The sequence below is a fragment of the Marivirga harenae genome (assembly GCF_030534335.1).
GTDB classification, from domain to species: domain Bacteria; phylum Bacteroidota; class Bacteroidia; order Cytophagales; family Cyclobacteriaceae; genus Marivirga; species Marivirga harenae.
In genome coordinates this window covers 2,555,702-2,571,638 of sequence record NZ_CP130565.1, presented here as the reverse complement: position 1 = coordinate 2,571,638, position 15,937 = coordinate 2,555,702, and the positions used below count along the sequence as shown (strand labels likewise).

Annotated in this window: 11 protein-coding genes; all 11 read right to left on the bottom strand. The window is 35.5% G+C overall.

The annotated features are described in order from the left end of the window. Positions 1-44 precede the first annotated feature (44 nt). Entirely contained in the window at positions 45-977 is a 933-nt protein-coding gene (locus Q3Y49_RS11135) for a hypothetical protein (protein WP_303268230.1), read from the bottom strand. Continuing rightward, positions 970-2,661 carry a gliding motility-associated ABC transporter substrate-binding protein GldG gene (gene gldG / locus Q3Y49_RS11130; protein ID WP_303268229.1) on the bottom strand — a complete coding sequence of 564 codons (1,692 nt, stop codon included), beginning with the start codon at positions 2,659-2,661 and terminating at the stop codon, positions 970-972. Before gldG ends, Q3Y49_RS11135 begins: the two co-directional genes overlap by 8 nt. After that, positions 2,649-3,383 (bottom strand): gliding motility-associated ABC transporter permease subunit GldF, encoded by a 735-nt coding sequence (gene gldF / locus Q3Y49_RS11125; RefSeq protein WP_303268228.1) that lies wholly within the window; start codon positions 3,381-3,383, stop codon positions 2,649-2,651. The genes gldG and gldF overlap by 13 nt, the downstream gene beginning before the upstream one ends. A gap of 4 nt (positions 3,384-3,387) precedes the next feature. Beyond that, positions 3,388-4,296 carry a gliding motility-associated ABC transporter ATP-binding subunit GldA gene (gldA, locus tag Q3Y49_RS11120; protein ID WP_303268227.1) on the bottom strand — a complete coding sequence of 303 codons (909 nt, stop codon included), beginning with the start codon at positions 4,294-4,296 and terminating at the stop codon, positions 3,388-3,390. 87 nt (positions 4,297-4,383) lie between these two features. Next, a complete protein-coding gene (locus Q3Y49_RS11115; protein ID WP_303268226.1) occupies positions 4,384-4,683 on the bottom strand; it encodes a type II toxin-antitoxin system RelE/ParE family toxin in 300 nt (99 codons plus the stop codon). A gap of 3 nt (positions 4,684-4,686) precedes the next feature. Further along, complete coding sequence (locus Q3Y49_RS11110; protein ID WP_303268225.1) at positions 4,687-4,824, bottom strand: hypothetical protein; 138 nt, start codon at positions 4,822-4,824, stop codon at positions 4,687-4,689. 172 nt (positions 4,825-4,996) lie between these two features. Further along, positions 4,997-6,127, bottom strand: a complete 1,131-nt coding sequence (locus Q3Y49_RS11105) for a site-2 protease family protein (protein ID WP_303268224.1) — start codon at positions 6,125-6,127, stop codon at positions 4,997-4,999. Beyond that, the gene (locus Q3Y49_RS11100) at positions 6,124-6,756 is read right to left on the bottom strand and encodes an HAD family hydrolase (protein ID WP_303268223.1); all 633 of its coding nucleotides are present in this window, start codon (positions 6,754-6,756) and stop codon (positions 6,124-6,126) included. Before Q3Y49_RS11100 ends, Q3Y49_RS11105 begins: the two co-directional genes overlap by 4 nt. Before the next feature lie 78 nt (positions 6,757-6,834). After that, on the bottom strand, positions 6,835-8,124 hold the full coding sequence (locus tag Q3Y49_RS11095; protein WP_303268222.1) for an N-acetylmuramoyl-L-alanine amidase: 1,290 nt from the start codon (positions 8,122-8,124) through the stop codon (positions 6,835-6,837). A gap of 123 nt (positions 8,125-8,247) precedes the next feature. Further along, a complete protein-coding gene (locus Q3Y49_RS11090) occupies positions 8,248-13,677 on the bottom strand; it encodes a T9SS type A sorting domain-containing protein (protein WP_303268221.1) in 5,430 nt (1,809 codons plus the stop codon). A 146-nt stretch (positions 13,678-13,823) separates the two neighbouring features. Further along, positions 13,824-15,869, bottom strand: a complete 2,046-nt coding sequence (locus tag Q3Y49_RS11085; protein ID WP_303268220.1) for a hypothetical protein — start codon at positions 15,867-15,869, stop codon at positions 13,824-13,826. Positions 15,870-15,937: the final 68 nt, after the last annotated feature.

The following is a 15,937-nucleotide window of genomic DNA, read 5'->3' as shown; positions in this document are numbered from 1 at the left end:
GCAGTTTGTCAACTGCATATTGTCTTTTGTCAGTTTTTCCTAATTCACAACAACTTCTCCAACTCTATCCAAATCTTCTCCATTCGCTCATTTCGAATTGCCGCCCATTCTTTACCATTGATACGAACCAAATAGGCATTGAATTCAGGATTTTTAAAAAGTTCAAGTTTCAAACTTTTGTCTTTATCCAAGCCTTCAATTTCTATAGTACCGGCATTATCGAAACTTTCTTTTCGTTCTAAAGCGATGTGGTCTTTGGGTAGGAATTGATCCACAAAAAAGTAATTAAATCGCTCTACGAAATTCATCACTTCAGCAGTATCGGCTTGTTGATTTTGTATGCGTAATAATCTATCTTGATATTTGAATTCTATTGCTTCTTTTTTCGGTCTGTTAATTTTCAAACTGACCATATCCTGCCAAATACCGTCAAAAATCACACGATCGCGCCAGTCATTTTCTGGCACTTCATAAATTCCAGCTACATAGCTTTGGTATCCCGGCAATTGCATGAGATAAACTTCCTCCCCTTTTACAAAATAGCTTTGCATGGCTGTGAAATCTCCACCTACAGTATAAGATTTCAGAATCCCTTCATTTCCATAGATATTAACCTGAACCCCTGAATCCAAAACATTTTGCTTGATTTTGCCTGAGTTCTCACTATTAATCGGCCTTTGTACACTGACTTGCTCCAACAGTTTAAAAAACACCTGCTGCATGGAGGCATCCAATAAATACCTTTCATTGACTGTCCATGAATTGCCATTCCTTTCCAAAGTGTTTTTGAAATTCACTGTACTCAATTCTATTCTGGAAATGGATTGATTAGCATTATCAACAGCAAACAAATCCTTATCAAAAGAAGTGGATTTTCTCTCATAGGGATTGTAACTGTAGGCTAAAACAGACAAAACCACTAAGCCTAGCCACACAGATAATAAGACAATATTTTTCCTTAATTGAAGCTTAGCCATTGAACTTTGCATATTTTCTCTTCCTCCAATAATATCTTAAAACACCGAACACCACTATCAAAAGGATTGGAAGTGCCACGTTAATGAATTGTAGCCAAACTTTGTCTTCAGCCACTTTAACCTTATCCAAAGGTCTAATCTTCAATTCTTTATTTCTGGAAATAATCAAACCATCCTCATCCAATAAATAATTTAACATATTGAGAATTAACTGGTCATTAGCGAAATTTGATGGATGTTTAGCATAAGGATCAACCCCCAAAGGAAAGGCTTGTCCGTTCTGTTTATTGATTTCACTCAATAACAAATCACCATCAGAAGCCACTATAATTGAATTCTCAACACTTATACTTTTTCTGGCAGATTCATTTTTGCCTTCAGGTGGTAACCGATTTTGATAAGCAGAAGTGAATTCTCCTTCCAATAAATAAGCAACTGGAACATTCTTCAAATTGAAATTTTCCGGTTTCATATCTTCTTTTAAATTTTCAAAACTGATATGAAGGGGACCTTTTAACCTTCTCGTGTAATCAGAAGTAAAAAGCAAGGGTGTTTTTTGAATGCCAGTTGAAGCTACGGTATCGATTGAACTTACAAATTTTCCGTAGACTGCATTCAAATTGCGTACAATCGGGTGTTCAGCATATTTATTTAAAATGATATAATAAGGCCATGGTAATAACTGAATCTGCGGATCTTGTCCTAAATTCCCTGTTACAATTGGAAAATTCCCGCTATTGACATCCTGTAAAATATCATTATTCACTCTCACCCCATATTTGAATAATAAATCATCCAATCCCGTTTCAATGGGTAGAGCCATAGCGCCATAATCCTTAATAGAATCTATATCCATCATCAAGCCATCCATAAAAAACAAGCCTTTCCCGCCATTCATAATGTATTGGTCGATGTCATATAACTCTGAATTACTAAAGTCTTCTGATGGTTTGACAAAAATTACGGCATCAAAATTTGATAATCTTGCAGTATTCCCGACTGGAATAAAATCATATTTTGTACTTACTACTTCGTTCAACCCATTTAAAACCTCCATTGAAGGTGAGCCCTCCCCTTGATATAATGCCACACTTTTTCTTTCAGAATTCGACAGACTTTTGATAGTAGAAGCTAACTCAAATTCTAAATTTTCTATAGATTGGGTAATCGCTTGACCAGCACCTGATGCATTATTTCCATTCAATAGAATAACAGGTAAACTTCTTCCACCATAAGTAATTTCTGCACCGGGGAATATCAATTTCTGCGATTTCCTACCTTCCTCACTATCATAAACTGTGGTAGGCTGAATCCCTTTATCCACTAAATAGCGATAAAATTCATTTCTTGAATTGGCTGTGCTGGCCTCATCAGGATTGACGAAACTGTACTGTAAATTTCCGTAAGCGTAAGTTTTGAATTGCTCCAACGTCTGTTTTACTGCTGTTTGCAAACGTGTGAATTCCGCATTGATATCACCCGCCAAATAGACCTCCACATAAACAGGCTCTTTTAAATTTTGCAACATACTGATCGTTGCATCATTCATGGAATAACGCTTTTCTTCCGTCATATCATAACGAAAAATCTGATGACGTACAGCCAAGTTTACCAATATCACCAAAGTAATAATGATTAAAAATTTTAGCGTATATTCTGTTGATTTATGCTTTAGGAATTCCATTTTCTCAATTTTAAAACCCACAAAGTAGCCCCTAAAAACAATGCTGTAATGGATACAAAATAGATCACATCACGAAAATCAATTACGCCTTTGCCTAATGCATCATAATGCGACAACATACCTATTTTTTCAATTTGCAAAGCTGAATTAGCAAAAACTGATAAATCCGCTACAGATGAAAAGCCTATAAATGCAATAAAACTAATGAAAACGGCAATGATAAACGCCACGATTTGATTTTCCGATAAAGAAGAAGCAAAAATCCCAATTCCGGTATAAGCTGATGCTAAAAATAATAAACCAATATAAGCACCCACGATACCCGCTGAGTCGATATTTCCAACGGGATTACTTAAATAGGATAAAGAGAAATAATACACCAAAGTGGGAAGCAACGAAATCACCACAAGCACTAAGCCTGCTATAAATTTACCCAATAACAATTTTAGTTCCGTGATGGGTTTAGTCATTAGCAATTCAAAAGTCCCGCTTTTCGATTCTTCAGCCAAAGCTTTCATAGTAATGGCTGGAATCAGGAACATCAAAACATAAGGCGCCAAATTGAAAAAGATGCCCATATCGGCATAACCATATTCAAAGATGGCAGTATCGGGGAAAACCCAAACCAGCAAACCCATGCTGACCAAAAAAACACTCATCACCAGATAAGCAATGAGGGAATTTAAAAAGCTATTGATTTCTTTGCTAAAAATACTCCACATACGCTCAGCTATTTTGGGTGAGTTTGTGAAAGACTTCTTCCATATTGCCTTTTTCTAATGAAATCCCGACTAAATCGACATCATTTTGACTAGCCCAGCTGAGGATATCTTTCCTAATATCTTTGGAAGTTTCCAATAAATATTCAGTTTCTGTTACAAGTTTTACAATGATCACTTCTTCTTGAGTAGTCCAGTAAGATAAATCAGCCTTACTTTCTAATTCAATTCTTATAGTAAACTTCTCCTTTTCATTTGTTAATTCGCTCACTAATTGATCAGCCACCAGCTTTCCCTCTTTGATGATGATAGCTCTATTGCAAAGTGCTTGCACTTCTTGCATGATATGCGTACTCAACAAAACCGTTTTATCTTGACTAATTGATAATATCAAGTTCCTAATTTCAATAATCTGATTCGGGTCTAAGCCCGTGGTCGGTTCATCCAGAATCAAAACAGAAGGGTCATGTACTAAAGCTTGAGCTAATCCTACTCTCTGTCTGTATCCTTTTGACAAGGCTGCGATTTGTTTGTTTTGTTCTTTTTGCAATCCACAAAGCTCAACTAAATCCCGTACTCTATTTTTTAACGATTTACCAGACAGACCATAAATTCCTCCACAAAATCTTAAAAATTCGTGCACATACATATCTAAATAAAGGGGATTGTGTTCAGGAAGATATCCAATATGCTTTTTTAATTCTAAGGGCTGCTTAGCTACATCAATTTCATCCACTTCCACAATTCCTGAATCAGCAGGTAAAGTTCCTGTAATCATTTTCATGGTGGTGGATTTCCCAGCACCATTGGGCCCCAAGAATCCCACAATATTTCCCTTTTTGATTTCAAAGGAAACATCATTTACAGCAGTTTGAGCTCCAAATTTTTTAATAAGACCCGTAACGAGAATGGACATTCAGAATTTTATGGTTAGTTATGTTCGTTGAACGCAAAAATAGTATTTTAATTATGAAAAATTCAAACACATAAGAAAGGAAGCACACTAAGATTGATGGTTGATTTTAATTTTTTCTGGATCATTGTTCATATCCAACACATCAGTTACATAAACTTTAGCATTTTTTTGTTTTGCAATAATTTTGTAATTCCTTTCTATGATATATCGGTGCTCCTGCTGAAGGGATTGAAGTTCATCTACTAATCTTCCTCTGTTGCTAAAAGTCTGTAAAGTATCAGCTCTATCCAATATTTTATTTGTGATTTTTACGGCAATATCTTCTTCAAATCGGCAGTAAATACTTTTTAGGCTCTTTTCTGCAGGCTCAGTAATCACTACCTCCATCAATCACCATTTGTTCATATCCTCACGGATTTGTTCAATAGGTTTAGTTTTACCCTCTTTAATCGCTTGATTTGAAATTTCAGCTCTTTCCAATAAATCTAATTTGGAAATTTTATTTCCATCTGGACTATAGCCTACCACATCGCTTTTATTTTTGAAGCATTAAGTACTTCTTTTACTTTTTGAATTATATAAATGTCATCAGTCCTAGATAGCTGTTCAATTAAACGCTCTCTTTCCTTTACCATATCCATTAAATCATTTTTTAATATCATGATAAATATAACAATAAATCGCCAGATTATAGTTTCATCTACTCCAAAACCAAAGGCTCAAAACTAAAGCAGATTATAAAAATGATCAAGCAAATCCAGCCCAACACTTTTCTACCAGTGCTTAACGGTCTATCATCTGGAGCAACAGGATGCTTCACACCAATCAGTCTTCCTAATAGGAATACAAAAAGTAAATAGCCAGAAAAGCCTGTCACTGAAGGGAATAAATAGGTAGTGAGATATTGTGCAACAAACATGCCCACAGCTAACATTAATGTAGTGGATTGCTGGAAGCCTAAGCCTTTGAATGAAAAATACAAAAAGCCAACATATAAAACGCTGTATAAAGCAAAATCACCTAAATCAATTCCTGCAGTAATCAATCCTAAGCCTGCTACAAAAGTGAAAATCATATAGAGAGTGAAAGCTATAATATTATGATTCTTAGCTCCAAAAAGACCATAAATCACATGTCCACCATCCAATTGGCCAATAGGAATTAAGTTTAAAGCAGTAAAAAATAAAGCTAAAAAACCAGCAAATAAGTAAGGATAGTGAATGATTTCCCTATGATTTGGCAATCGCTCAGGATCTGCCACATTATTTTCAAACCAGCTGAACAAAAGATTATTTCCTAAACTAATCCCCATCATTTCCTCCCCGTTATCATAGACATGATCGGCATATTCCAATCCGTATTGTTCGTATTCTGGATGAATTTCAAAAATATACTCTGGCTCTGGCAAATTGGTGAAGCCATAAAATAACACACCCAATGCCACCACAAAACCAGCTATAGGCCCAGCAATGCCTATATCAAAAAACTGTTTTCTTGATTTTATCGGACCTACAATTTGAATCAATGCTCCAAATGTACCAAAAGAAACTGTCCCCAAGAATCCTAACCACCCTGGAATATAATTGGGCAAAGTGACCTCCACTTTATGGTATTTGGCAGTAAAGAAATGGCCAAATTCATGCACAGTCAGAATGAAAAGGAAGGGGATGGAATAGTGCATCCCTGCAAAAAAATCAGCCCATGAATAATCGGGAGAATAGAAAAGAATACGATTGGTAATCCATTCCGAACCTGCAAGGGTAGTTGTTATGAATGTTATAACAAAGAGTAAAATCTTCTTTGTATAATAGCGTGTATTTTTCTCAATCATATTGCAGACAATTTACTTTCTAACAAATCAATGAAGCCTCCATTCCTCGGTATATGGAGAGTGTGAATACCTAAGCTGGAAGCCGAATCCAAATTAGCTTGACCATCATCCATAAACAGCACTTGATTAGCTTCTGTTTCTGTTTGCTTCAAAACATTTTCATAGATTTCAAGGTCTGGTTTTCTTTGATTTAATTCATGAGAAAAATACACTTCATGAAACAGTTCATTTAAATGATGATATTGATATGAATTGGATAGAATTTTATGAAATGCCTGCTCATGAATAGCATTAGTGTTACTTAAAACAATGCATTTATGATTTTGTAGTAGGCTTTTAATGCTTTCAATTCTGTCTGCAGGAATCTCCCCTAGCATAGCATTCCAGGCTATTACAATATCATCATCAGAAGCAGTTAAGCTGAATTCATCTCTTAAACTTTGAAGAAATTCAGCATCTGCAATTAATCCTTTTTCATACCTTCTGAAAATCTCTGCAGACAGATAAGCTCTTTCCACTTCCTTTTCAGATAAGCCTGATAAATTTGAAAAAGCTGAAATCGTTTTCTCAACGTAGAGGTTAATAATGACTCCGCCTAAGTCAAATATGATGGTCTTAATTTTGTGCAAAAGCCTTTTGGTTAATTAGATGCAAATATGGTTGAAAGGCAATCTAAATCAAAATATATTGAAAACATGAATCGAACTCTATTGGATTAAGAATCGCTCTGAATTTTCTTCACCATTTTTATAGCTAGTTTGCAAGAAATATATTCCCGGTTTCAAAGTGCTGGGAAGTTTCACTTCTAAACTATTCTCACTGAAATATAGATTTTCCCATTGCAATGATTTTCCTTCTTGACTAAATATGCGAATGTACTGAAGCTCGTCCTTACGCTTTTCGGATAAATCTAAACTAAAGGTGAAATCATTTCTTATTGGGTTTGGATGGATTTTCTGACTTGGAATAGAATCAATTTCAATAACAACTACTGGTTCCTCCTCTTCTTCACTTCCACCGGAGCAAATCATCAATTGTTCATCCACACCCTTACGAATCTCTCCTAATCTCTTATATACGTTTTCACCTGGACACAAAGTATTGCATCCATCCTGATGACCTGCAATTACCCCAAGATTTGCATTTAAAGGATGGGCAGTATTTCCCAAGGGTTCTAAATCATCTTTAAAGGCTTTCCAACTCAAAATGGTTAATAAGCTTTCTAACATTTGGGACTTAGGTTCAGTGATTTCATAGTTTCCTAAAAGGCAAATACCCATCGTATTCGAATTGGATCCACAGAAATGAGCTCCAATTACTTTATCTTGCTCGCCATTAACAGGATCCCTTCCTGCATAAATTACGCCATCAGGAGCTACTAAATAATTATATCCAATATCCGACCAGCCATTTTCTTCGGTATGAAATATATAGATATCTCTGACGGCTTGGGTATAATCTGTAATATTATTAGACCCAGCAGAATGGTGGACAATCATATTTTCAGTGCTTGTAAAACTTCTGTTATAAGCGGGCTCAGGTAGTCCAGCTCGCCATTCCGATTGCTGAATAACGCCATTCAATTCACAATCATTATTTTGAATTGAAATTGATTTTCTTTGTGAAAAGTCAGCATATTCTCCGCTGCCATTGATGAGGACCACTTCAAGGTCGTTTAACACTCTTTGTGAATATATAGCTATTTCACCTACTTCTCGATCAAAATGAATTAGACTTGAATAAAAATAATTTGTTCTTTCATCAGAATGAAGACTATTATTGAATAAAATAGTATCAGAATTATTGACAAAACCAATGGTCCTGAAGTCAATGGCTTGAGTTGACTTCAATGCTATTGAAGTAAATTTAAAGTTACTAGTTTGTCTTAAGCGCTGACTATTCCCCAAGTCCAAAGCAAAAGAAGTATGAATTTTTTCGTTTTGAGCTGTTAATTGGAAACTTAGAGTAGCTATAAATAGAATAAAAATTAAACGCATATGATCATATCAGATTAGACATTAGTATAACTTACGTAACTGTTGAAATATTGGATATGAATACAAAAAAAAAGGTTTGCTTTGATCAGCAAACCTATTTAAGAACGAAAATTTATATAATCGCTACTCTTTTATCATTTTATTCATACTCCTTAAACCATCTCCCCACTCAATCTGCATAAAATACATCCCATCTGGGTAGTTGCTTAAATCAATTTCTAATTCATTATATAAATGACCAAAATCAGATATTTCTTCAATTAGTCTTCCATCTGGACCTATAATTTTAATCGTTGAAATTTCTTCAACACCCTTTATTCTAAAAATACCATTTGAAGGATTTGGATAGATAACTACACTTTTTTCAAAAGATGATTGATTTGCGGTATAACTTACTCTACTAACTGTAATTTTACCATTATCAGAAATAGCGGAAATCTCTAAGGATTCCTTGTTTTCCCCTGTCAAATCAAAGATTATATCAGATTCCTCGTTCATAGGAACCCCTGGAATATCAAATTTAACTGAATACCTTCCTGCAGGAAGATTCGGAATTACAAACTCTCCATTTTCATCCGTTTCAAGATAAGCCACGAGCTGTCCATTTTCTAGTATGCTTCTAAATGACAAATCTCTACTTGAACCCGTTACCACTCTAACACTGACACCAACTCCACTTACCCTTCTTCTTGGCAATTTCCGTTCTCCTTCTTCAAACTCCTCTTCTAAAAACCCGCTAAAATTTGACGTTCCGTTAAGAGGTTCAGGTTCTCCTTCCATAGTAACTTCCAATCCCTCAATATTGCTTCTATGATAAATAATGTTGGCAAATTCCCAATCGATAGTATTTGTGAAATACGTATTTAATAAATCTGGGTATTCCTGATCATCATTGTCCACATATAAAACATAATCACCTAGTTCCACATCTTGCATTTCAAAAACTCCTCCAACATCCGCATTCACAAAGAAATCGCCATTACCCAATCTTACACTGTCATATTCAGCCCCTTCTTGATATTCAAATAAGTAGACTTGACCCGCTTCAGTCGGAAATTTATTAGCATCTGAAATCTGACCACTAATATTAGCTGTTGCAATTACCTGTACAGGGTTTGAAATTAATTTGAATTCGGGATCAATGGAATTAATCAAGTCATTCCGGACTTCCAAAACATATTCACCCATCGCGCTATATGTCAGGGAATCGATTGAAATGGAACTAGAATCAGATATATTAATTTCTACACCATTTCTAAACCATTGGTAAGTATTGTTTGTCCCTCCTACTGAGTAACTTATGGAAAGCTCTGCTCCTTGCGGTAGCTTTTGGTCTGCTTCATTTCCAAATTTGGCTTGATTAGCAAACGAAATACCATCAATTGTAATATTCGGTTCTAGATCCGAGTAATCAAGTGAATTATTAGTCACATCTATTAACTCCAAATTGGGAAGACTTGTTAAATCTGCTAAGCTTTCAAGAGCATTACCTGATATATTCAAAGTACGTAAACCTAAAATATCATTTATCGCATCAGGAACAGAGCCTGTTAAATTATTCTCCGGTAAATTAATTTCCACTACTCTATTATCCTCAACAATAATATCCTGACCATTGTCTGACCAAGTAGTTGGATCCGCAGCAGCAGTATCCCAATCAATGGAAGTCCAGCCCTCACCATTAGTAGAATCATAAAAGACCCGTAGAGCTTCTACATCACGCTCCAATGTGGAAACTTTTAACTCTGTGGGTGCGGAAGACAAGCTTAATTCACCCAATAAATCGTTATTTACCTCAACATAATAGATCCCTTCATCTAACCTCTGTACATCATTTAAAACCAAAGTAGAATTCGTTTCCCCTGCAATCTGAACAGAATCTTTATACCACTGAAAAGTGTTGGAGGAAGCAGGTGCTTCAATTTCAATTGACATATTTGCTCCAAGGAAATCAAAAAATTCTGGTGGAAGATTATACGCGAAATTCTGATTTTCATATGCAAAATTTGGGACGGTGACAAAAGTTTCTAGTTGATCAAAACTTAGTTCATTTCCACTGACATCCAAATTATTCAAAGACCCAACTAATGCTTCCAAAGCGGTGATATCTGTTATATTGTTTTGTGAAAGATTGATTTCATTCACAAAATTCAAATTGCCTAACTCATTGGGTAACACACCTTCCATTTGATTTCCAGGAAGATTAATTGAGAAAAGGGAATCTTGAATCATACTCAAACCTTCCCAAGTGTTGAGCTTTCCAGTAGTCCAGTTTTGTGCATTGTTCCAATTTTCACCATTAGTACTTTCATAAAATGCCAGCATTGCCAAAGAATCCTGCTCTAAATATGTTGAAACTGGTAACTTTATGCTATCCTGAATACTGAAGGCACTTGTATCACCCGTATTCGAAATGGCACGAACGTAAAAATAATAAAGTTCTGAGTATTCGGGAGCATGAAAAGTAATGCTATCCGAAGGCACCACAAATAAAGAATCATTTTGAGCTATCGAACTTGTATCATTATTTATTCCGATATACACTTGATATTCATCTGCACCTGGTACAATTGGCCAAGTTAAATCAAATAGATTTGATGTTGGGTTTGAGGAAACGGGAGTCGGGATTTCAATCGGAAGTAACTGCACTTCCACAGAATTACTGTAGAATGAAGAATCTCCAGCTAAATTAATTGACCGCCCGAACACATAATAAGTTTGAAAAGGCTCTGGTGCAGAAAAAGTTAAAGACGTATCTGATATTAGAAAAGTGCTATCTGATGAATGCAAAGGAACAGTATCATTTTCCATCGAAATGAATATCTCATATTCGCTAGCATTCGCAACTGAATCCCATTCCAAATTGAATCCAGAGTTCGTAATGTTGGTAGCAGAAATAATCGGAGGCCCTGCAACTGCTGGCACTTCAAAATAGGAAATAGAAAGCTCACCCCCTTCTTGTAGAATCAAGAAATCCTTAAAACCATCATTATTTAGGTCCAATATATCAAAATCTGCAATAATTCCACCATCGTAAGAAACAGTTAGCTCTACAGTTAATTGACCAGCACCATCATTTAATAAAAAGTTTAAGGACGGAGAATTTTGATCAGAAACAATTAAATCTTGGAAACCATCACCATTTAAATCTTCAACCACCAATTTAGCAGGTGTAAATTCTAATGGAATTGTGGTAATATCAAATGTTTCTGTACCGTTGTTAAACGTGAATATTTCTATTTCGTCAGTATTTTGATTTGAAGCCACTATTTGATCAAATCCGTTATTCAATAATGATATATTCTTGATTTCAAAAATCTGGTCCGATGATCTTGGATTACTAGTATAAATGGTAGTATCATGATTGAAAAGGTCAATAAGTCCAATTAAACTCTCATTGGCGTTTAAATAACTAATATCTGCATTTCCATTTTCGAGATAATTACCTTTTAAAATCTGGTTAAATTCTCTGTTATTTGGTTCAATAAAGGGTAAGATCGTTTTTGCATATGGACTACAATCTGAGAATCCTCCACCCTCACCACTGAGTATGCTTGACGAAGAACTTAAATCAAAAACACTAAATAGTGCATCAGTAATCCCGTCAAAATCAGAATCGACAAGCAAATAATCATTATAAATGCTCTGATCATCGAAATTACCATCGCCAACAGGAGTAAAATTACCGTTCCCATCATTCTTAAAATATATAATCCCCTCTACACCATTATATTCTACATCAAAAAGAGCATCTACACCTAAGGTTCCACCAATATTTGAAATTTGAAGCTTAAAGTCAGTGGGCTTTAAAGTCAACCCTTCTGAATTAAGAAAGAATTCATGCGAAGTCGTTGCTCCTGATAAACTACTAATTACAGTCACGGCCTCATAATTGGAGCTAACAATCATAGCATCAAAATCGCTGTCATTGTTAATTTGTCCTAGCTCCATTTTACTCTGACCCAATAATACCGTCCCATTAATGCTGTCCAGTATGGTTTTATTTTCATAATTGCTGGCTTCTAACCCAATAGTATTATCATAACTAACAGTAAATTGATCAGATCCATATAATATTTGATCACCATTATATACAACTTCTATATTTCCAGATCTAGCGCCATCAGGAACTCTGACCGTTAAAGAATTATCAGTATTGCTCACTACATTTGCAATTTTTCCACCGATAACTACTTGGTCTGCTGGGGAAGCGAATGGCCCCGACAAATTCAATGTGATATTTTCTCCCGCTGATGCAAAAGATTCAGTTAGACTTAAGATTTTTCTTTGATAATAAAAAGGGTTCTCACTTTCCAAATTAGAGGACAAGCCTAATCGTGCGGTATCAGCAACTGAAAAATCGTACTCCATGGCGGACTGGAAAGATGTGTCAGTGTTAAATCCATTCCCTAAAGATGATCCGTCAAAAAAATCAATCAATTCCAAACTTGTGAAATCGGTGATACCCTCTGCCACCTTATCGGAAACAATTGGTTCAAAAGTAGCAGCTACATTATTATCTGATAACAATGCAGTTACCTCCCAATACTCTTTAGTACGATCTCTAATCAATGCGGACTTGATAAGTAGTGAATCCGTTAATCCACAAAAATTATCTAAAGGATTAACCCGGATCAAATCAGACTTTTGAAATTCATTATTATCTAAAACACTAATTTGACGAGGACCATCATCATGCCCCACGGGAAAAATAAAAGGGGTATTCCCTATTTTACTAACTACACCATTGATGTAAGAGACTCCTTTTGCTCCAACAACCGCTGCATCCTGACCAAAAACCACTTCCTCAAATCCAGCACTGAAGATATCGTAGTCTGCAACCAATATTCCCTGATTCAATGTTAATTGACCTTCGATCATCACTTTAGAAACTAATTCTCCGTAAGACTTCAAAAGTACCAATTCTGGTATTTGCCTGTCAGAACTTGGATCCTCAGCAATATCCACTACTACATTATTATAGATTATGGAATCTTGTAATTCACCAAAACCAGTTATTTCCTGATAACCTGAGCCATCATATCTAAGTGTTGACTGATCGGAAAATTTAATTTTACCACCATTACCTGACCTTTTGAAATAAAATTTTATATCCACATCAGTATACCCTGCAAAATTCACTTGAAATTGACCGTCTGTATTTTCTAGAGCATTTAATTCAAAAACATCCGCGATAACTCTAGAATTGTTAAATACAGCATTGAAAGGTTGAGGACTATTAAAATTATCATTGAATAAAAACAAGTTTCCTCCTACTGTAAAATCAACAGACTGAAAATCAATGTTAGGTATATCATAAAGTTGTGTGCTGTCACTAGCAGAATGTCGGAATGAGAACTCCTCACCCACTGTAATTCTAAGAGAATCACCATTATTAATAGCATGAAAGAGAATTTGCTCCCCGTTTGCATTATCATCTTGCTCAAACACCAGATTATCTCCTACATCTAAAGTGGCTGATTTTGTCAAATCACTTTGCATAAAAATACCTACAGAGTCGGTTTGAATCCCTGATAAGTGCCCTACTTGCACATTATTCCTGATATTAAGTCCACCGTTTGTTATCCAGATTCCAACATTAGGTTCTACTTCAATTCCACCAACAATATTGACTTCATTGATCTCAAAATCCTCTGATTCATTAATTGAAACTCGATGGTAAATATTGACGGCAGAATCTAAAGGCGGGACGGTTCCGCTAGACCAGATTGCAGGATCAGACCAATTACCATTTGCAATAGTATTAATGAAATATGGGCCGTCTCAACCTCAAAAACAGTGGTATCGCTATTGGACAGAGCTCCATTTTTACTGAAAATCTGGAAATAATAAGTGGTGGCTGGCTGTAACCCCTGAACACCAAAGTCACCAGTATAAGAACTTATGTTGGCAGGATTAAACCCAGGTAAAAAGGTATTAAAACTATCTTCTGAAATTAATACTTCATAAAAAAATTCATCATCACCAGCTAAATTTGTAAAAGAAACATGCAGTGAATCGGGAAAGTGTTGTATTGAGGTTTCAGGAACTGGTAAAGGCTCAGGTTCTATCAAACGAATATTCATTAAGCCAGAATTATCACCATTTCGATCCCACAGTCGAATAAAAACCTCCTCTCCTATTGGTAATCCTTTAATAGTATCTTGTTGATGTGCTTCAAAGTTACTACTACAGTAAAATTCATTAAAGCTCCCGCATGAACCAGTGTACACAGAGAACCGTGACTCTAGTGCTTGATCAGGAGAAGATAAAACATCATATAATTCCCCAAAAGTCTGTATAACGAGATCTCCAGAGTTAGGTACTTGAGCTTTAACCCATAAATCTCCGGTTCCTACACTGTAAATTGAATCCTGACCACAAGGTGATCCAATTCCGGAATTAGTACTATTGAAATAAGAAATTGGTGTTATAGAAGAAGACCCAGTGCTTTCTTCGTATCCAAATACATTCAAATTTATTGCATTGGAACATTCCTGGTTTGAAGCGGCAGTTATACTTGCACCTGATTTTATACGGACAAAAAATTCGTCCTCAATAAATGCTGGTGGGAAAACTTTTAAGCGATAATCCCCACTTTGCAAATTAGAAAAAGTAAATTTTTTCTCAACATCCTCAAGTGCTACCCTTGTAAAAGTAGATTCTGCTTCTCCTACGCAATCCCCTCTTCTTTCCAGTTCAACAAAAAGAGGATTATATGGATCATAGTCTCCCACTTCAACAATAACATCTTCTTGAACGGCTAAGGAGAATTCATAAAAAAGACTATCTCCATAGGAATTAATGCTTTCACCGTAATTGGTAAGAACATTGACAACAGGATTTTGTGCAGGACTGTTGCTTTGTGTTCTACTGTAAATGGAATCTCCATCAATAACTAAGCTATATGCATTAGCACAAGTGACATTAATGGGAGATCCTGAGTAAGAAATATTTAAATCTCCATCAATAAAGTCTATCCCTGTATCAGTACCATTATTTGAGATGACGATATAGTAAGTGTTTCCAGCATTGAGTGTTTCGTAAATCTCCAATAAGTTATTCGAAACTCCAGTGGTATCGAAGGCTAAGCGAGTTGGGGTATTATCATAGCAATTATCAAATAATTGTAGTGAACCACGGTCTAAAGATGCAATTTCAGAAAAAGTAATAGCGTACTCTTCGGTAATTAGCGGTCTAAAAGTGAAAATTGCTTCATTACCAGAATCAAATAAAGGGTCTAATTCGTAATTATTGGCATACTGCTCCGTACTTACTCTAATAGAGTCATCAACAGATATAGTTTTAGGCAAACTACAATCATCCCCAGGCCTGCTTCCTACTTCGAAAGAAAATGTATCTTCCAAATCATCACTACCACTTGATTCAGTTCCATTATCGGGAATTCCATTATTTAAAACGAAACCATCAATATATAAAATACTATAGGCAGCATCATTCCAACCATCACCAAAAGTATCATAAGCCTCAAAACGATAGGCTATTCCATCTTGAAGACAAATAGTATCACTTTCTGATGCCCCTGTCCCTAAATATCCTGCAGAGGTCTCAGCAACAATAGTATTACTATTTTGACGGTAAAGCCTCCAATAGATTTCTTCATTATATTGCCCAGCGGTTCCATCTACTTCAATAATCACTTCAGTTTCACCTACTCCGCATTGACCCCACACATCAAATTGACTCAGTGCTAATAGGATGAAAATTGACAAAAAATTCTTCATATTGACTAGCTATATCATAAATTTAAATACATATCATATTGTCCTTACAAAGGACCTTACATCTTTAC